This is a genomic window from Streptomyces sp. NPDC047085 (assembly GCF_040643735.1).
GTDB lineage: Bacteria > Actinomycetota > Actinomycetes > Streptomycetales > Streptomycetaceae > Streptomyces.
Genome location: NZ_JBEYUW010000003.1, coordinates 108,333 through 126,242, shown reverse-complemented (window position 1 = coordinate 126,242; position 17,910 = coordinate 108,333). Strand labels below are relative to the sequence as shown.

At 73.8% G+C, this 17,910-nt stretch carries 17 protein-coding genes and 1 pseudogene; 7 read left to right on the top strand and 11 right to left on the bottom strand.

What is annotated here, in order from left to right; all coding sequences use genetic code 11:
- Positions 1 to 18 precede the first annotated feature (18 nt).
- The gene (locus ABZ865_RS11730) at positions 19 to 2,352 is read left to right on the top strand and encodes a glycoside hydrolase family 3 N-terminal domain-containing protein (protein ID WP_361227634.1); all 2,334 of its coding nucleotides are present in this window, start codon (positions 19 to 21) and stop codon (positions 2,350 to 2,352) included.
- Positions 2,353 to 2,543: 191 nt separating this feature from the next.
- On the opposite strand, the gene ABZ865_RS11725 is transcribed toward ABZ865_RS11730, so the two are convergent.
- From ABZ865_RS11725 to tsaB, 4 genes are read right to left on the bottom strand one after another with little or no spacing between them, the layout of a single operon-like run.
- Positions 2,544 to 2,801, bottom strand: a complete 258-nt coding sequence (locus ABZ865_RS11725; protein WP_361227631.1) for a hypothetical protein — start codon at positions 2,799 to 2,801, stop codon at positions 2,544 to 2,546.
- Positions 2,798 to 3,904 carry a tRNA (adenosine(37)-N6)-threonylcarbamoyltransferase complex transferase subunit TsaD gene (tsaD, locus tag ABZ865_RS11720; RefSeq protein ID WP_361227628.1) on the bottom strand — a complete coding sequence of 369 codons (1,107 nt, stop codon included), beginning with the start codon at positions 3,902 to 3,904 and terminating at the stop codon, positions 2,798 to 2,800. The genes ABZ865_RS11725 and tsaD overlap by 4 nt, the downstream gene beginning before the upstream one ends.
- Complete coding sequence (gene rimI / locus ABZ865_RS11715) at positions 3,897 to 4,382, bottom strand: ribosomal protein S18-alanine N-acetyltransferase (RefSeq protein WP_361229625.1); 486 nt, start codon at positions 4,380 to 4,382, stop codon at positions 3,897 to 3,899. Before rimI ends, tsaD begins: the two co-directional genes overlap by 8 nt.
- Positions 4,383 to 4,399: 17 nt before the next feature.
- A complete protein-coding gene (gene tsaB / locus ABZ865_RS11710) occupies positions 4,400 to 5,056 on the bottom strand; it encodes a tRNA (adenosine(37)-N6)-threonylcarbamoyltransferase complex dimerization subunit type 1 TsaB (protein ID WP_361227625.1) in 657 nt (218 codons plus the stop codon).
- Between the two features lie 129 nt (positions 5,057 to 5,185).
- On the opposite strand from tsaB, the gene ABZ865_RS11705 reads away from it, so the two are divergent.
- Positions 5,186 to 5,746, top strand: a complete 561-nt coding sequence (locus ABZ865_RS11705) for a hypothetical protein (RefSeq protein ID WP_361227623.1) — start codon at positions 5,186 to 5,188, stop codon at positions 5,744 to 5,746.
- A 24-nt stretch (positions 5,747 to 5,770) separates the two neighbouring features.
- Here the strand turns inward: ABZ865_RS11705 and ABZ865_RS11700 are convergent, their stop codons facing one another.
- The 5 genes and pseudogenes from ABZ865_RS11700 to ABZ865_RS11680 form a co-directional block, all read right to left on the bottom strand.
- Positions 5,771 to 5,947: a hypothetical protein gene (locus ABZ865_RS11700; RefSeq protein ID WP_361227620.1), complete on the bottom strand. Its 177-nt coding sequence runs from the start codon at positions 5,945 to 5,947 to the stop codon at positions 5,771 to 5,773.
- 155 nt (positions 5,948 to 6,102) lie between these two features.
- Positions 6,103 to 6,615, bottom strand: coding sequence for a tRNA (adenosine(37)-N6)-threonylcarbamoyltransferase complex ATPase subunit type 1 TsaE (gene tsaE / locus ABZ865_RS11695; protein WP_361227617.1), 513 nt, complete (start codon positions 6,613 to 6,615; stop codon positions 6,103 to 6,105).
- Positions 6,581 to 7,843 carry an alpha/beta hydrolase gene (locus ABZ865_RS11690; protein WP_361227614.1) on the bottom strand — a complete coding sequence of 421 codons (1,263 nt, stop codon included), beginning with the start codon at positions 7,841 to 7,843 and terminating at the stop codon, positions 6,581 to 6,583. Before ABZ865_RS11690 ends, tsaE begins: the two co-directional genes overlap by 35 nt.
- A 135-nt stretch (positions 7,844 to 7,978) precedes the next feature.
- A complete protein-coding gene (alr, locus tag ABZ865_RS11685; protein ID WP_361227611.1) occupies positions 7,979 to 9,151 on the bottom strand; it encodes an alanine racemase in 1,173 nt (390 codons plus the stop codon).
- A gap of 60 nt (positions 9,152 to 9,211) precedes the next feature.
- Positions 9,212 to 9,619 (bottom strand): annotated as a pseudogene (locus ABZ865_RS11680) (L,D-transpeptidase); the annotation flags it as partial.
- A gap of 338 nt (positions 9,620 to 9,957) precedes the next feature.
- Here ABZ865_RS11680 and ABZ865_RS11675 point away from each other — a divergent pair.
- Genes ABZ865_RS11675 through ABZ865_RS11665 form a run of 3 tightly spaced genes read left to right on the top strand, consistent with a single transcriptional unit; the run spans position 9,958 to position 12,769 of the window.
- A complete protein-coding gene (locus ABZ865_RS11675; protein WP_361227609.1) occupies positions 9,958 to 10,773 on the top strand; it encodes a CPBP family intramembrane glutamic endopeptidase in 816 nt (271 codons plus the stop codon).
- Between the two features lie 14 nt (positions 10,774 to 10,787).
- Positions 10,788 to 12,173, top strand: coding sequence for a sensor domain-containing protein (locus ABZ865_RS11670; RefSeq protein WP_361227606.1), 1,386 nt, complete (start codon positions 10,788 to 10,790; stop codon positions 12,171 to 12,173).
- Complete coding sequence (locus tag ABZ865_RS11665) at positions 12,125 to 12,769, top strand: response regulator transcription factor (protein WP_361227603.1); 645 nt, start codon at positions 12,125 to 12,127, stop codon at positions 12,767 to 12,769. The genes ABZ865_RS11670 and ABZ865_RS11665 overlap by 49 nt, the downstream gene beginning before the upstream one ends.
- A gap of 27 nt (positions 12,770 to 12,796) precedes the next feature.
- Here ABZ865_RS11665 and ABZ865_RS11660 read toward each other — a convergent pair whose 3' ends face one another.
- Positions 12,797 to 14,233 carry an NAD(P)H-hydrate dehydratase gene (locus tag ABZ865_RS11660; protein ID WP_361227600.1) on the bottom strand — a complete coding sequence of 479 codons (1,437 nt, stop codon included), beginning with the start codon at positions 14,231 to 14,233 and terminating at the stop codon, positions 12,797 to 12,799.
- 125 nt (positions 14,234 to 14,358) lie between these two features.
- Complete coding sequence (locus ABZ865_RS11655; RefSeq protein WP_361227597.1) at positions 14,359 to 14,730, bottom strand: holo-ACP synthase; 372 nt, start codon at positions 14,728 to 14,730, stop codon at positions 14,359 to 14,361.
- 281 nt (positions 14,731 to 15,011) lie between these two features.
- Between ABZ865_RS11655 and ABZ865_RS11650 the strand changes: the two genes are divergently transcribed.
- Together ABZ865_RS11650 and ABZ865_RS11645 are read left to right on the top strand one after the other, a co-directional pair.
- A complete protein-coding gene (locus tag ABZ865_RS11650; protein ID WP_361227594.1) occupies positions 15,012 to 16,013 on the top strand; it encodes a hypothetical protein in 1,002 nt (333 codons plus the stop codon).
- Positions 16,014 to 16,025: 12 nt separating this feature from the next.
- Positions 16,026 to 17,894 (top strand): insulinase family protein, encoded by a 1,869-nt coding sequence (locus ABZ865_RS11645; RefSeq protein ID WP_361227591.1) that lies wholly within the window; start codon positions 16,026 to 16,028, stop codon positions 17,892 to 17,894.
- Positions 17,895 to 17,910: the final 16 nt, after the last annotated feature.

The following is a 17,910-nucleotide window of genomic DNA, read 5'->3' as shown; positions in this document are numbered from 1 at the left end:
TATCCCGACGGGAGTTTCATGAGCACCGCCCCCTGGCGCGACCCCGCCCTGCCCGCCGCCGTCCGCGTCGACGACCTGCTCTCCCGGATGACCCTGGAGGAGAAGACCGCCCAGCTGTACGGCGTGTGGGTGGGGGCCGCCACGGACGGCGACGGAGTCGCCCCGCTGCAACACGAGATGACCGTCGACCTCGACTGGGACGAGCTGATCGCCCAGGGCCTCGGCCAGCTGACCCGTTCCTTCGGCACCGCCCCCGTGGACCCGGACACCGCCGCCCGCGCGCTCGCCCGCGCCCAGCGGCAGATCGCCGCCGCGAACCGCTTCGGCATACCGGCGGTCGCCCACGAGGAGTGCCTGGCCGGCTTCACCGCCTGGCGGGCGACGGCGTATCCCGTCCCGCTCGCCTGGGGTGCCTCCTTCGACCCGGAACTGGTGGCGGAGATGGGCCGCCGGATCGGCGACGACCTGCGCGCGGCCGGCGTCCACCAGGGCCTGGCCCCCGTCCTGGACGTGGTCCGCGACCCCCGCTGGGGCCGGGTGGAGGAGACGATCGGCGAGGACCCGTACCTGGTCGGCACGGTCGGCACCGCCTACGTCCGGGGCCTGGAGTCCGCCGGGGTCGTCGCCACGCTCAAGCACTTCGCCGGGTACGCCGCCTCGGCGGGCGCCCGCAACCTCGCCCCGGTCCGGGCGGGCGTACGGGAGCTCGCGGACGTCACCCTGCCGCCGTTCGAGATGGCGCTGCGCGAGGGCGGGGCCCGCTCGGTGATGGCGGCCTACACCGAGACCGACGGCGTGCCCGCCTCCGCCGACCCGGGCCTGCTGACCGGCCTGCTGCGCGAGGAGTGGGGCTTCACCGGCACGGTGGTCGCCGACTACTTCGGCATCGGCTTCCTGCAGACCCTGCACCGGGTCGCGGGAGACGAAGCGGAGGCCGCCGGCCTCGCCCTGGAAGCGGGCATCGACGTGGAGCTGCCGACCCTCAGGTGCTACGGCCCGCCGCTCGTCGCCGCCGTACGGCAGGGCCGCGTCCCCGAGGCCCTGGTGGACCGCGCGGCCCGCCGGGTGCTGCTGCAGAAGTGCGAGCTGGGCCTGCTGGACGAGGACTGGCGCCCGGAGCCGGACGGCCCGCTCGACCTGGACTCGGCGGGGAACCGGGCCGTGGCCCGCCGGCTCGCGGAGGAGTCGGTGGTGCTGCTCGACAACCCCGACGGGCTGCTGCCCCTCGCACCCGACGCCCGGATCGCGGTCGTCGGCCCACGCGCGGCGGACGCGCTGGCCATGCTGGGCTGCTACTCCTTCCCCTCCCACGTCCTCCCCCACCACCCCGAGGTCCCCCTCGGTATCGAGATCCCCACCGTGCTGGACTCCCTGCGCGCCGAACTCGCCGACGCCAAGGTGACGTTCGCCGAGGGCTGCGGGGTCTCGGACCCGGACACCGGCGGCTTCGAGGAGGCCGTGGCCCGGGCGGCGGAGGCGGACGTGTGCGTGGCGGTGCTCGGCGACCGCGCGGGCCTGTTCGGCCGGGGCACCTCGGGCGAGGGCTGCGACGTGGCCGACCTGAACCTGCCCGGAGTCCAGGCGGAGCTGCTGGACGCGCTGGTGGCGACGGGCGTCCCGGTCGTCCTCGTGCTGCTCACCGGCCGCCCCTACGCCCTGGGCCGCTGGCAGGGCCGGCTCGGCGCGGTCGTGCAGGCCTTCTTCCCCGGCGAGGAGGGCGGCCCGGCGGTGGCCGGGGTGCTGTCCGGCCGGGTGAACCCCTCCGGCCGCCTCCCGGTGAGCGTGCCGCACGGGCCCGGCGGACAGCCCTGGACCTACCTCCAGCCCCCGCTGGGCCTGGCCGGCGAGGTCAGCAGCCTGGACCCGACCCCGCTGTACCCGTTCGGGCACGGCCGCTCCTACACGACGTTCACCTGGGAGGACTTCACGGGCGGCGAACTCGGCGACCTCGGCGAAGCCGGTGAAGTCGCGGAGATCGGCACGGACGGCTCGCACGACCTCTCGCTGACCGTCCGCAACACCGGTGACCGCGCCGGCGCGGAGGTCGTCCAGCTCTATCTGCACGACCCGGTGGCCTCGGTGACCCGCCCGGACGTGCGCCTGATCGGCTATCAGCGGCTGGAGCTGGCCGCCGGTGAGTCCCGCCGCCTCACCTTCCGCTTCCACCCGGACCTGTCGTCCTTCACCGACCGCACCGGCACACGGATCGTGGAGCCGGGCGAACTGGAGCTGCGCCTGGGCCCGTCCAGCGCGGAGACACGGCACACGGCGCGCCTGCGGCTGACGGGATCGCGGCGGGTCCTGGGGACGGACCGCGGGCTGCGCTGCGAGGTCGTGGCGGACGGGGTCTGAACAACGGCGAACCCCGCTCCCGGAGAACCGGGAGCGGGGTTCGTGTGGAGCGCCGGGCAGGCCTTGCACCTGCATTTCCCCGCAGGAAGCGGGGCGTCTTTCCTTGGACCACCAACGCACTGCGTCCGGGCCGGTGTTCCGGCCGTTCGCTGTGTGATGATCATAGCGCAGTCCGGCCGGAGAACCCAACCTCAGGCGCCCGGCACCTGCTCGAAGCGCCAGCGGTGCACCGCACGGGCCACCAACTCCGGTTCGGGATCGGGCAGTTCGGGGAGCCGGGCGTCGTACCGCGCGTCCCACCACGTGATGACCAGCACCCGGTCCTGAGGCGCGCGGAAGGTCTCCCGGCGCAACGGCTCCTCCGCCAGGCCCTGCTCCCCCACCCAGGCGAGGAGTTCCGCCCCCCGCCCCTCGGCCGCCCGGGCCTCCCACATCAGCGCGACCGTCACGAGTACAGGTTCTCCTTGCTGACCTCGTGCACATGGTCGTGATCACGGCCGTGGCCGTGGTCACCGGGGACATGGGTGTCCGTGACCGGCAGGGAGGAGTCGGCGGACAGGTCCCAGCCGGAGGCGGACCGGCCCCGGGCGACCATCTCCGCGCCGAGCGCGGCGACCATCGCGCCGTTGTCCGTGCACAGCTTGGGGCGCGGGACGCGCAGCCGGATGCCGGCGGCCTCGCACCGCTCCTGGGCGAGGGCCCGCAGCCGGGAGTTGGCGGCCACACCGCCGCCGATCATCAGGTGCTCGACGCCCTCGTCCTTGCAGGCACGCACGGCCTTGCGGGTCAGGACGTCCACCACGGCCTCCTGGAAGGAGGCGGCCACGTCCCGGACCGGGACCTCCTCGCCGGCCGCCCGCCTGGCCTCGATCCAGCGGGCCACGGCCGTCTTCAGACCCGAGAAGGAGAAGTCGTACGCCGGGTCGCGCGGACCGGTCAGACCGCGCGGGAAGGCGATCGCCGCCGGGTCGCCCTCGCGGGCGTAGCGGTCGATGACCGGGCCGCCCGGGAAGCCCAGGTTCAGCACGCGGGCGATCTTGTCGAAGGCCTCGCCGGCCGCGTCGTCGATGGTCGCGCCCATCGGCCGGACGTCGGAGGTGATGTCCTCGGACAGCAGCAGCGAGGAATGGCCGCCGGACACCAGCAGGGCCATCGTCGGCTCGGGCAGCGGGCCGTGCTCCAGCTGGTCCACGCAGATGTGGGAGGCGAGGTGGTTGACGCCGTACAGCGGCTTGCCGAGCGCGTAGGCGTACGCCTTGGCCGCCGAGACGCCGACCAGCAGGGCGCCCGCGAGACCGGGCCCGGCGGTGACCGCGATGCCGTCGAGGTCCTTCGCGGAGACGCCCGCCTCCTTCAGCGCGCGGTTGACGGTCGGGACCATCGCCTCCAGGTGCGCCCGGGACGCCACCTCCGGGACGACACCGCCGAAGCGGGCGTGCTCGTCGACGCTGGAGGCGACGGCGTCGGCCAGCAGGGTGGTGCCGCGGACGATGCCGACGCCGGTCTCGTCGCAGGAGGTCTCGATACCGAGGACGAGAGGTTCGTCAGCCATTGATGTCGGTTCCTTGTACTGATCCTGGTACGGATGAGGAGGGGTCGGTCAGGCGCATCACCAGGGCGTCCACGTTGCCCGGCTGGTAGTAGCCGCGCCTGAACCCGATGGGGGCGAAGCCGAAGCGCTCGTAGAGCTTCTGGGCGCGGATGTTGTCCACCCGGCACTCGAGCATCACCTCGGCGCACTCGAAGTCGGTCGCGGCCCGCAGCAGCTCGGTCAGCAGCCGGGCGCCCAGGCCGGTGCCCTGGAGCTCGCGGGCGACGGCGATGGTCTGGACGTCGCCCAGGTCACCGGAGGCGGCGAGGCCCGCGTAGCCGACGATCCGGTCGTCCTCCTCGGCCACGAGGTAGCGCCGGGTCGCCTCCGGGCCCCGGGCATGGGCCAGCTCGGACCAGAACATGCCCCGGGACCAGGCGTCCTCGGGGAACAGGTCCTTCTCCAGCCCCAGGACCGGGTCGATGTCCCACCAGCGCATCTCGCGCAGCTGTGCCGTCACTTCGGCGTGACCACCTTGTAGTTCTTGGGGACCTGGGCGTCGGGCCGGCGCAGGTACAGCGGCCGGGGCTCCGGCAGCTCCTCGCCCGCGGCCAGCTTCTCGGCGGCCAGCGAGGCGAGCGCGGCGGCGGACACGTGCTCGGGCTCGTGGGCGCTCGGGAACGTGTCCGGGTACAGCAGCGCGCCCGCGCCGACCGCGGGGAGCCCCGCGACCCGCTCGGCGATGTCGGCGGGGCGGTCGACGGCCGGGCCGGTCAGCCGGGTGCGGGAGTCGGCGTACGTCGCCCAGTAGACCTCCTTGCGCCGGGCGTCGGTGGCCACGACGAAGGGGCCCTTCTCGATGTCGGCGGCATAGGCGAGAGCGTCCAGCGTGCACAGACCGTGCACGGGGACGTCGAGCGCGAGGCCGAAGGTGTCGGCGGTCATCAGACCGACGCGCAGACCGGTGTAGGGGCCGGGCCCGGTGCCGACGACGATGCCGGTGACGGCCTCCAGCTTGAGCCCCGCCTCGGCGAGGACGCGGTCGACGGCCGGCAGCAGCAGCTCTCCGTGCCGGCGCGCGTCCACCTGACTCGACGAGGCGATGACGTGCGTGCCGTCGTGCAACGCGACGGTGACGGCGGGGGTGGCGGTATCCAGAGCGAGCAAGAGCACGCGAACAGCCTACGGCGCTCGCGCCGAACGCACGCCCGTCCCGGTCGGGCGGTCACTGACTGCTACGGTCTGTACGACGTACGACACGAAGTACGACATATCCACGCGAGGCAGCAGAGGTGGGCGGACGTGGCAGGGACCAGCTCGGGGATCGTGGCCGGCCTGACCGCGGTGGCCGTCGGCACCGTCGGTTTCCTCGCCTACCAGGCACAGGCGCACGTTCCGGCGAACCTGGGAAGCCCGTCCTCGGCGGGCGCGTCGCCCTCGGCGGCCGTCAGCAAGGCCCCGCGCGACCGGCGGCACCCGACCGCGCTGCCGGGCGGTTCCGGGAAGGGTGAACGGGTCGTGTACTCGGTGGACGACGACCGGGTCTGGCTGGTCGACGACCGCGACCGGGTCCAGCGCACCTTCTCCGTGCACCCGGGCCTCGTCGACCCGGCGCCCGGCCACTACTGGGTCACCTCCCGCTCGAACGCCGTCACCGGCACCGACGGCGTCCCCGTCGAGCACGTCGTGCGCTTCACCAGCGTGGACGGCGTGGCGATCGGCTTCAGTGCGGCCGTGGGCGGCGGGGCGCCCGCGAACACCGAGAGCGGCGTGAAGACGGGCGGCATCCGGGAGACGCGGGCGGACGGCGACGAGATGTGGAAGTTCGCGACGATCGGGGTGCCGGTCGTCGTGATCCGCTAGCGGAGCCGTCCCGGACGAAGGCCCCTAGGCCGCGTCGCGGTGCCCCTCCGCCGGTTCGGGTGCCCCGGGCGTCCCGGGTTCCGGGTCGTGCGGGGGCCGGGAGACCGCGTCCGCCGCCGCGCACGACGCCAGCAGATCGCGCATGGACACCCCGGTGAGCACCGGCCGCGTGGGCTGTTCCGTGGGTCGAGAAGCGGGCATGGACGCCTCCTGAGCTGCGGGGGCGGGCGTAGTTAGGTACACCTAACCGCGGGCTGGCTACCATGTGACCACGCCCGGGACGTCCTGCGCAATATCTTCCCGACGGCTTGTCGGAAACGTGTTCCGGTGCCGGTCCGATCGGCGTGCCGGTCGGCTCAGGCCGTGAGCGTCTCCAGCTCCGCTTCCGCCCACCGCTGCCCGATCCCGGTCAGCGTGACGTGCCGTACCTCGTCCGAGGTGTCCCCCACGGCCCGGTGGATGACGACCTGGAGCCGGTCCTCGGTCAGCTCCTCGACCTTGCCCTCGCCCCACTCCACGACGATCACCGACTCGGGCAGCGAGACGTCGAGATCCAGGTCCTCCATCTCGTCGAGGCCGCCGCCGAGCCGGTAGGCGTCGACGTGCACGAGCGGCGGACCGTCGCCGAGGGAGGGGTGCACCCGGGCGATCACGAAGGTCGGCGAGGTGACCGCGCCACGCACTCCGAGGCCCTCGCCGAGCCCGCGGGTCAGCGTCGTCTTGCCGGCGCCGAGCTCCCCGGAGAGCATCACCAGGTCGCCCGCGCGCAGCAGCTTGGCCAGCCTGCGGCCCAGCTCCCGCATCTGCTCGGGCGAGGTGATCGTCAGCCGGGTCTCAGCGGGGTTGTGCGGTGCTGCTGGTGCTTCCATAACCACTTACGGTAGCTCCTGCGGGCACGGCACCCGCGCGGGCGAGCAGATCGGCAAGGCGGTCTATGACCACCTCCGGATGCTCCAGCATGACCAGATGCCCGGCGTCCGGCACCAGCACCAGCTCGGCCTCGGGCAGCAGGTCGGCGATGGCCTCGCTGTGCTCGCTGGGCGTGACCAGGTCCCGCACTCCGGCCAGTACGAGCACCGGGAAGTCCCGGAAGCAGGCCAGGGCCTCGGTCTTGTCGTGGTCGGTGAAGGCCGGGTAGAACTCGGCGACCACGTCGATCGGCGTGGACTCGATCATCCGCTCGGCGAACCGCGCCACCGCGGGGTCGACGTCCCGCCCGCCGAACGAGTACCGCTTGATGATCCCGGCGAACAGGTCGGCGGTGGCCCGGCGCCCCTTCTCCACCAGTTCCGCCTGCTGCCCGAGCGCCTTCAGTACGCCGGGGAGGATCCGGCGCACGGCGTTGACACCCGCCACCGGCAGACCGAAGTTGACCTCGCCGAGCCGCCCGGACGACGTACCGACGAAGGCGGTGGCGACCACCCTGTCCCGGATCAACTCCGGGTACTGCGCCGCCAGGGCCATCACCGTCATTCCGCCCATCGAGTGACCGACCAGCACGATCGGGCCCTCGGGCACGGCCGCGTCGAGGACGGCCTTCAGGTCGCGGCCGAGCTGCTCGATGGTGAGGGGCACGCCGTCCCCGGTCTGGGCCACGCCCCGCCCGGAGCGCCCGTGGCTGCGCTGGTCCCAGTGCACGGTCCGTACGACCCCGCGCAGGGCCGCGCGCTGGAAGTGCCAGGAGTCCTGGTTGAGGCAGTAGCCGTGGCTGAAGACGACGGTGACGGGGGCGGGCGCCTTGCGGCCGAAGAGCCGGCGGCGGCGCGGGGAGACGTTCGGGCCGGTGTCGGGTTCGACGTCGTCGACCTCGTAGTACAGCTCGGTGCCGTCGTCGGCGTACGCCTTGCCCGGGGTGCCGCGCAGGGTGCCGTACGGGCCCGTCGAGTCCAGTGCCAGCCGGGCCTTGCGGCGCATCCCGCGCCCCACCGTCATGCGCTCTATGGCGACGCCGGCGGCCGCCCCCGCGGCGAGGACGCCTATCGCGGTGCCGGCGATGCCGGTCGCCCTGCGCCAGTTGCCCGCGGCCGCCCCCGCGGCGGAAGCCGCGGCCGCCGAGGCGACGGCGTCCGCCACGGCCTCCGCACTGCTCTCGCTCACGTACCGCTCCTCTTCGCCGTACTGCAGTTCGCCAGGTGGGTCGAACGGGTGGTGCCGGTGTGGTTCTCGTGACTGCCGTGACTCTCGTGGGTCTCGTGGCTCTGGTGGCTCTGGTGGCCTCGAAACCGGGGAGGATCAGTCCTCTTCGTCCTGTGTCCCGTTCACATAGACGCGAGGAACGCGCGTTCCGATCCGGGTGACGATCTCGTACGCGATGGTGCCGCAGGCCTGCGCCCAGTCCTCGGCGGTGGGCTCGCCCCGGTCGCCGGGCCCGAACAGCACGGCCTCGGTGCCCACCGGCGGCTCGTCGCCGCCCAGGTCGACCACGAACTGGTCCATCGCGACCCGCCCCGCGACCGTCCGCCACTTGCCGTCGACCAGTACCGGACCGGTGCCGGAGGCGTGCCGCGGGATGCCGTCCGCGTAACCCACCGGCACCAGGCCGAGGGTGGTGTCGCCGGGGGTGACGTAGTGGTGGCCGTAGCTGATGCCGTGTTCGCCCGGCACGTGCTTGACCAGTGCCAGCGACGCGCTCAGCGTCATCACCGGGCGCAGCCCGAAGTCGGCCGGGGTGCCCAGCTCCGGGCTGGGCGAGATGCCGTACAGGGCGATACCGGTACGGACCAGGTCGAAGTGGGACTCCGGAAGGGTCAGCGTGGCCGGGGAGTTGGCGATGTGCCGCACCTCCGGGCGGGCGCCCTGCTCCTCCGCGTACGCCACCATCTCCCGGAACCGGTCGAGCTGGGCGGCGATGGAGGGGTGCCCGGGCTCGTCGGCGCAGGCGAAGTGGGACCACAGACCGGTGACCCGGACGAGCCCCTCGGACTCGGCGCGCAGGGCCTCCGCCACCAGCTCGGGCCAGTCGGCGGGCTGGCAGCCGTTGCGGCCGAGCCCGGTGTCGGCCTTCAGCTGCACGCGCGCGGTGCGGCCCGCCGCCCGCGCGGCCTCGGTCACCTCGCGCAGCGCCCACATGCCGCTGAGGGACACGTCGATGCCCGCCTCGACCGCCTGCCGCCAGGGGCCGCCCGGGACCCACAGCCAGCACATGACGCGGCCCGGCAGCCCGGCCGCGCGCAGCGCCAGCGCCTCCTCGGGCGTGGCCGTGCCCAGCCAGCTCGCGCCCGCAGCGAGGGCCGCGCGGGCGCACGGCACCGCCCCGTGGCCGTACGCGTCCGACTTGACGACGGCCATCAGGGCCGCGCCCTTCGCCCGGGCGCGCAGCGCGCGCACATTGGCGCGCAGCGCACCCAGGTCGATCTCGGCGCGGGCACGCAGGTGTGCGGTCGGCACAGCTGAAGTCTCACTCATGGCGCCCCCAGTCTCTCAGAGGGCTCCGACAGCCCCCGGCCGCACTCCCCGACGGGCCCGCTAGCTGCCCGGACGTCGCCCCCACACGTACACCCGGTCCCCCTTCTTCAGCACGCCCCACAGCTTGCGGGCGTCCGCGAGCTTCAGGTTGACGCAGCCGTAGGAACCGTGGTCCGTGTCAATACTGCCGTACACGCCGTGGAAGGCCTGGCCCCCGTCGAAGAACTGGGAGTACGGCATGGCCTGGTCGTAGAGGGTCGACCAGTGGTTCTTGTGCTTCCAGTAGACCCTGTGCCAGCCGCCGCGGGTGGCGTACCCCTCACCCCCGCTGCGGATCGGCACCGGACCGAACACCACCTTGGAGCGCTTCTGCACCCAGGTCAGCTGCCGGTCCAGGTCCACGCAGGCGACCCGGTACGAGCGGACGGGGCACTTCTTCGCCGCGTTCGGGTTCTTCATGGCCGAGATCGGGTCGTACGTCCCCGCAGCCGCGTCGACGAGTTCTGAGGAGGGGGCGGGAGCCGGGGCAGGGGCCGGGGGCTTGGGGGCGGCTGCCGCGACGCCTGCTGCGGGGAGTGCGGTGGCGGCGGCGAGGAGGACGGCGAGGGTTCGACGGGTAAGACATACATGCCGTTTGACACGCTGTGGGGTGATTCGTCCGCTGATCATGCGATCAGCCAAACGTGCGGCTTTCGCGGATCCGGGATGCCGCGCGGGCGGGTCACCCGAGGGGTGGACCTGGGTACAGGGCGATCGGGCAACCAGGTGCAGTCCGCCTCGCCACGCCGCCCGGCATCGTCGAAGCCATGCGGACGAACATGCAGACGAGCCTGCGGACGAAGCGGACGAACACGCGGACGAGACGGCGTTGGACGGCGCCGGCCGGGGTCTACTCGGTGGTCGCCTTCCTGGCGGCCGGGGCGCTGGGGGCGGCCCAGCCGGCCACCGGGATCCCCACGGAAGTGGTCCAGCTGACCCAGTTCGGGCCGGCACTGGGGGTGGCCGTGGCGGCGCTGCTGTGGCCGTCACGGACGCGCGGGCTGCTCAGGGACGGGCCGGCTCCGGGGGCCTCGCCCCGGCTCCTGCTCGCCACTCCCCTCCTGATCATCGCGCTGTCGGCGATCCCGTACGCCCTCCTCACCGGCACCCCGCACGCCACCGATCCGTTGTCCCTGCGCCACCCCTTCCTCCTGATCGTCGTGGCCCAACTGGTCGGCGCCTGCGGTGAGGAGATCGGCTGGCGCTGCTTCCTCCAGCCCCTCCTGCGCACCCGCTTCGGCCTGCTCACCGCGTCGGCGACGGTGGGGGTGGTGTGGGGCCTGTGGCACGTCCAGGTGCTGGCCGAGGCCCCGGCCTACGCGGCCGGCTTCCTGCTGGCCACGGTCGCGATGTCCGTCGTCCTGGGCCTCGCCCTGGAGGAGGTCGCGGGCCTTCGCCGACTGCTCCTCGCGGGCGCCTTCCACGCCCTGGTCAACCTCGGGATGCTGCTGTTCATGGACGAGGAGACGGGCCGGCCGGCCCCGATGGTCCTGTTCGGCCTGGCCTGCGCGGTGGCGGCGGTGCCGTGGATACGACGGTCCCGGCGGCGGCAGGCGGTTACGATCCCGGCGACCGCGGGGTGAGGTGGGGCGGGGGTATGGGAGCGGGGGATGTCCGGGGATCCCGGATCGGCGCACGGGCCGCACTCGGCCACCGCCTGATCGCGCTGGGCCGGTGTCAGCTCGTCGGCCTGACGGGGTTTCTGGTGTCCGGTGCCGGGCTGCTGGTGACGGGGGCTCTGCTGCTCGTGCCGCTCGGACTCGGCTTCTGGCTGCTGCCTCCGGCGGCCCGGCTGCTGCGGCGCGTGTCCGACCGGTACCGCGCCCGCGCGGCCCGCTGGAGCGGCCGGCCGGTGAACGCCCCCGACCCTCTCCCCGACGGCACGTCGGCGCGCCGTACCAGCGCCGCGCTCCTCGCGGACGACGGCTTCTGGCACGAGCTGCGCTGGGCGTGGCTGGAGCCGTGGACGGGCGGGGTCCTGGCGGCGGTTCCGCTCGCGCTGGTCGAGTACGGGGTGTTCGGCGCGCTGGTCCAGCCGTTCGTGTGGCGCCGGCTGGGCGACGGCAACTGGTACGCCTTCGTGCCGGTCGTCTCCCCGGCCACGACGACGGCCGCGCTGCTGCTGGGCCTGGTCCTCGCCGGGGCGGGCCTGTGCCTGGCCCCGGCCGTCGCGGCCCTGCACGCCCGCCTCACGCACCGCCTGTTGTCCGCGCCCCGCAGCACCGAGCTGGCCCGGCGCGTGGCCCGCCTCGCCGACACCCGGGCGACCGCCCTGGACGTGCACGCGGCCGAACTCACCCGTATCGAACGGGACCTGCACGACGGCGCCCAGGCCCGCCTGGTGGCCCTGGGCCTCACCCTCGACAAGGCCACCCGCCTGCTCGACACCGCCACGGGCACGGAAACGGGTACCGCCACAGGCACAGGCACTGATACCCATGCCGACCCCGGCACCGTCCCCTCCCCCGCCCTCGAAGCCGCCCGCGCCCTCCTCCTGGACGTGCGCGCCACCTCCGAGCGGGCGCTCCAGGACCTGCGGGACCTGGTCCACGGCATCCATCCACCGATCCTGGCCGACCGCGGCCTCGCCGACGCGGTCCGCTCCCTGGCCCTGGACAGTCACCTGGACGTCGAGGTCGTCGTACACCTGCCACCGGCCCGCCTGCCCGCCCCCGTGGAGTCGGCGGCCTACTTCGCCGTCTCCGAACTCCTCACCAACGCGGCCAAGCACGCCGACGCGACCGGCGTGGAGATCACCCTCACCCACGACGGCACGCGGCTGCGCGTCACCGTCACGGACGACGGCCACGGCGGCGCCGACCCGTCGGCCGGGACCGGACTGGCGGGCGTACGGCGCCGGTTGGATACCTTCGACGGCACGCTCGCCCTGCACAGCCCGCCGGGCGGACCGACCACCGCGACCCTGGAGATCCCGTGCGCGTCGTCCTCGCCGAAGACCTCTTCCTCCTCCGCGACGGCCTGACCCGCACCCTGCGCGAGCACGGCTGCGAGGTCGTGGCGTCCGTGGACAACGGCCCCGCGCTGGTACGGGCGTTGCGCGAGACCGCACTCGACGTCGCGGTGATCGACATCCGCCTCCCGCCGACCCACACGGACGAGGGCCTCAAAGCCGCCCTGGAGGCCCGCCGCGCACGCCCGGGCCTGCCGGTGCTGATCCTCTCCCAGTACGTCGACCAGCTGTACGCCCATGAACTCCTCGCGTCCGGCGAGGGCGCCGTCGGCTATCTCCTCAAGGACCGCGTCACGCACACCGCCCAGTTCGTCGACGCCCTGCGCACGGTCGCCGCCGGCGGCACGGTGATGGACCCTCAGGTCATCGCCAGGCTCCTGAACCGCAGCGGGAAGCGGGGCCGCACCGACTCCCTCACCCCCCGCGAGCACGAGGTCCTCGCCCTCATGGCCGAGGGCCGCTCCAACACGGCCGTCGCCACCGCCCTGCACATCAGCGAGAGCGCGGTGGCCAAGCACATCGCGTCCCTCTTCGGGAAGCTGGGGATCGAGCAGTCCCCGGAGGACAACCGACGGGTGCTGGCCGTGCTGGCGTACCTGAAGGGATGACAGCAGGACCCTGTCGAAGCGGAGACCTCACCCCCGTACGACGTCCCTCCACGCCTCCGGGATCCGCGCGGCAACGTCATGCGCCCCCGCGGGCGCGCCCTCCGCGGCGAACCGTCCGGCGAGCCCGTGCAGATAGGCCGCCACACTCCCCGCGTCCCGCGCCGGCAGCCCGGCCGCCAGCAACGACCCGGCGAGCCCCGACAGCACGTCCCCGCTGCCCGCCGTGGCGAGCCACCCGGTGCCGGTCGCGTTGACCCGGACCGCCCCGCCCTCGGCGTCGGCCACCAGGGTCGTCGAGCCCTTCAGCAACACGGTCGACCGATACGCGGCCGCCAACTCCCGTACGGAGGCCAGCCGCGCCCCCTCGACCTCCTCCCGCCGCACCCCCAGCAGGGCCGCCGCCTCACCGGCGTGCGGGGTCATCAGGGTCGGCGCCGTACGCCCCCGCACGGTGTCCCGCTCCGCCAGCCGCAGCCCGTCGGCGTCCAGCAGCACCGGCACGTCCATCCCGAGCACCTCGTTGACGCTCCCCGCGTCGTCCCCGGCGCCGGGCCCGACGACCCACGCCTGCACGCGGCCCGCCTTGGCCGCGCCCCGGTCGGACACGAGCGTCTCCGGGAACCGCGCGATGACGGCGTCCCCCGCGGGGCCGACGTACCGTACGGCGCCCGCCCCACCGCGCAGGGCCCCGGAAACGGCGAGCACGGCGGCCCCCGGGTACCGTGAGGAGCCGGCGGCGATGCCCACGACCCCCCGCCGGTACTTGTCGCTCTCCGCCGCCGGCACGGGCAACCGCCGTGCCACATCGGCATGCTGCAGGGACTCCAGCCCGGCGTCGGCGGGCAGTTCGAGCCCGATCTCGACGAGCCGCACGACCCCGGCGTACTCCCGCGCGGGATCGATCAGCAGCCCCGGCTTGTACGTCCCGAAGGTGACGGTGAGATCGGCCCGGATCGCCGCCCCGAGCACCTCCCCCGTGTCGGCTTCCACGCCACTCGGCAGATCCACGGCGACGACACCGGCCCGGGACCGCTCGACCACGTCGGCCAGCCGCGCGGCATCGGCCCGCAGCCCGCCCCTCCCGCCGATCCCGACGATCCCGTCGACCACCAGGTCCGCCGTGAGAATCACCTGTTCGGCGGCACCGTCGGCCGGGACGACCGATCCCCCGGCCCGCCGCAGGGCGGCCAGCCCCCCGGCATGAGCGCGGTCGGGCGCCAGCAGTACGGCCGTGACGCCCGCGCCCCGGCGGGCCAGTCTGGCCCCGGCGTACAGCGCGTCCCCGCCGTTGTCGCCGCTCCCGACGAGCAGCACCACCCGACTGCCGTACACCCGCCCGAGGAACTCCGCGCAGGCCGCGGCCAGCCCGGCGGCGGCCCGCTGCATGAGCGCACCCTCCGGAAGCCGCGCCATCAACGCCCGCTCGGCCGCCCTTACCGTCTCCACGCTGTACGCAGTACGCATGGCACCGAGTCTCCCCCGGAAGGCAGCGTCATCGCACGCGGGTGACTAGGGGGTGTCGTTTGGCTCATCCCGGCGTCGCCAAGAAGCTCGGTCGGCCGGAGCCGACCTGATCCAAACGACACCCCCTAGCCCTCGGCGACCACCACGGCCGACGCGACACCCGCGTCATGGCTGAGCGACACGTGCCAGGACTGCACGCCCAGCTCCGCGGCCCGGGCGGCCACGGTCCCCTTCACCCGCAGCCGGGGCTGCCCGCTGTCCTCGACGTACACCTCGGCGTCGGTCCAGAGCAGTCCGGGCGGCGCGCCCAACGCCTTGGCCAGGGCCTCCTTCGCCGCGAACCGCGCCGCGAGCGAGGCGATGCCCCGGCGCAGCCCGCTGGGCAGCAACAGCTCGCTCTCCACGAACAGCCGGTCGGCCAGCCCCGGCGTACGCTCCAGCGCCGCCTCGAACCGGTCGATCTCGGCCACGTCGATCCCGACCCCGATGATGCTCATACCGAGCAGCGTACGGCGGCACGGGCGAGCGACACGCTCCCACGCGCCACCTGCCCGACCGCTTCGTCAGCCGAACCGGCCGGGCTGGCAGTCGAGCCTGCCGGGCTGGTGACCGAACGCCCGCTGGGCCACCCGTATTTGAGTCCCCTCCTGTCACAACCCCCTGCTAGCCTGCGAAGAATTGATCACACCGGGCGCCCTGGGGGGCCGGTCGGCGCACATGCATTGCGCACGCATTCGACTCATGCGGCACGCATGGGGACGCCAAGGGGGGCGGACGCATGACCAAGACGAGTAGGACCAGCGGCAGACGCACGGACGGGGACCAGGACGGCGGCGGCAGACGCGCCGGCTCCGGCACACCCGTGTCCGACCCGTTCGACGCGCTGCCCGGGCTCGCCCCGCTGCGCGCGGCCGCGCGCGCCGGTGACTGGGCGGCGACCCGCGCCTTCTTCGCGGGGCTCGGCTCCGTCGACGACTTCTCCTTCGCGTCGGGCGCCCTCGCCGACGTCGAGGGGACCGAGGGATATCTGGAGGCCGCGGCCGAGGCACTGCCCGCCGACCCGCTGCCGCGCACGCTGCTGGCCGAGCGGTACATCCGCATCGGCTGGGACATCCGCAGCGGCGCCCGGGCTCAGCACGTCTCACGCGAGCAGTTCGACGAGTTCCACGACTGGCTGCGCAAGGCGGAGCGGCTGCTGATCGAGGTGTGCGCCGAGCAGCCCGCGTACGCGCCCGCCTGGACCGCCCGGCTGCTGACCGCCCGCGGGCTCGAGCTGGGGCACTTCGAGGCCCGCCGCCGCTACGCCCGGCTGTCGGCGCATCACCCCCACCACTTCCGCGCGCAGTCGCAGTTGCTGCAGCAGCTGTGCCCCAAGTGGGGCGGCTCCTGGGAGAGCGCGCACGGCTTCGCCCGGGAATGCGCGACCGCCGCGCCGGACGGCTCGCACTCGGCGGTCCTGGTCGCCGAGGCCCACATCGAGCACGCCTCGGACCTGACCGACGCCCAGCAAGCCGAGTACGTGCGGGACGTGTCGGTCCGCGACGACCTGCGCCACGCGGCCCAGGTGTCCGTACTGCACCCCGACTACCGGGACGGCTTCCACCGGATCACCGGTCACAGCACCTTCGCCCTGGCCTTCTCCCTGGGCGGTCACACCGCCGACGCGGCCCGGCACTTCGCCGCGCTGGGCGACACCGCGGCCCAGTCCTTCTGGCAGTACCTGCCCGACTGGAAGACCCGGTTCGCGAAGTACCGCCAGGCCGCACTGGCGACGCTCTGAGGGGACGGAGAGATGAGCACCAGAGACATGATCACGGGACGGCAGACGGCCACCGGACTCGCCGACGCGGCTGCGCCCGAAACCATCGACTCCACCGGTCCCGCCGACGCCACCGACGCAACCGATTCCATCAACGATGGCGCCCTCGACGGCCTGATCTCCCACACCACCACCCACGGGATCCCCACCCTCCACGCCCCGCGCCGCCAGGGCGACATCACCGCCGGCCTCTTCTTCCGCGTGGGCCGGGCCGACGAGACGCTCGCCACCTCCGGCCTCACACACCTGGTCGAACATCTCGCACTGCACCGTCTGGGCGTGACCGACCTGCACTACAACGGCGCCACGGGGAACACGTTCACCCTCTTCCACGTCACCGGCACCGAGGACGAGGTCGTCAGCTATCTCAACGGCGTCTGCGCGGCCCTGCGCGACCTGCCGCTGGACCGGTTGGAGACGGAGAAGGAGATCCTGCGCACGGAGGCCGCGAACCGCTCGAACGGCCCCGGCTCCCAGCTTCCGCTGTGGCGTTACGGCGCCCAGGGCTACGGTCTGTCCAGCTACGAGGAACTCGGCACCTGGAGCCTGACCGCCGACCAGGTGCGGCACTGGGCCGAGACCCGCTTCACCCGAGACAACGCGGTGCTGTGGATCACCAGCGACCACGTGCCGGACGGCCTGGACCTGACCCTGCCCGCGGGCCGCCGCCACCCCGCTCCGGCCGCGACCAGCGCGCTGCCCGACACCCCGGCCTACGTCCGCGGCGACGACGGCCATGTCGTCTTCAACGCCGTGCTGCGCCGCTCCAGCGCGGCCGCCGTCTTCGCCGAGGTGCTGGGCCGCGCCCTCTTCCGGGACCTGCGCCAGGACGGCGGCTACTCGTACTCGGCGGAGGCCGACTACACCCCGCGCGACGCCGACTTCGCCACCCTCACCGCGTACGCCGACGCCCTGCCGCAGAAGCAGGACGCGGTGGTCGGCGGGTTCGTCGACACGCTGGCCCGGCTGCGCGCGGGCGCCATCGAACAGGCCGAACTGGATTCCGCGCGCGGCAAGTTGCTCAAGCTCTACGACACCCCCGATCTCGGCGCCGTCATGCTGCCGTCGTACGCGCTCGGCCTGCTGCTCGGCCACCGGCTGCTGTCCCGCGCGCAGCACGAGGCCGAGCTGCGCGCGGTCACGCTCGCCGACCTGCGCGAGGTCGCCCGCGAGGCGTGGGACGGCGGGCTGCTCCAGGTGCCGACCCGAGGCGCCGACTGGGCCGGCTTCACCCTCGCCCCGGAGTACTCGCCGTCCGAGGTCACCGGCACCCGGCACACGTCCCTGGAGAACGACGACGTCACGCTGGTCATCGGCGCCGAGGGCGTGAGCCTGCTGGTGCCGGGCGGCCCGGTCACCGTCCGGTACGACGCCTGCGCCGCGATGACCACCCGCCCCGACGGGGCCCGGCATCTGACCGGCCTCGACGGCTTCCGCGTGGCCGTCGAGCCGACCCTGTTCCGGGACGTCACGGCCGAGCGGATCGCGATGCTGGACGCGTCCGTCCCCGCCGCCGCGGTCGTCCCGCTGCCGGCCCGTGACCCGGAGCGGATTCCACGGCCGCGCGAGCGGGAGACGCGAGAGACGGCCCCCGTGCCGCCGGCCGGGGGCGGCGAGGCCAGGAAGTCGGTGTCTCCTGGCCTGCGGGGCCTGCCCGTCTGGTTCGTGCTCCTGGTGGTGTCGGAGGTGGTGTTCGGCGCGGGCCTCCTGATCGCCATCGTCCAGACGTCCGACTCGGGCCACTCGGCGTTCGTTCACCTGACCCGCGCGATCCTGCCGACCGCTCTGGTGATCGGCTACACCCGCAAGGCGTACCGCCGCGCCCGGCGCGAGCGCGGCTGACTCCCGGGAACGCCCG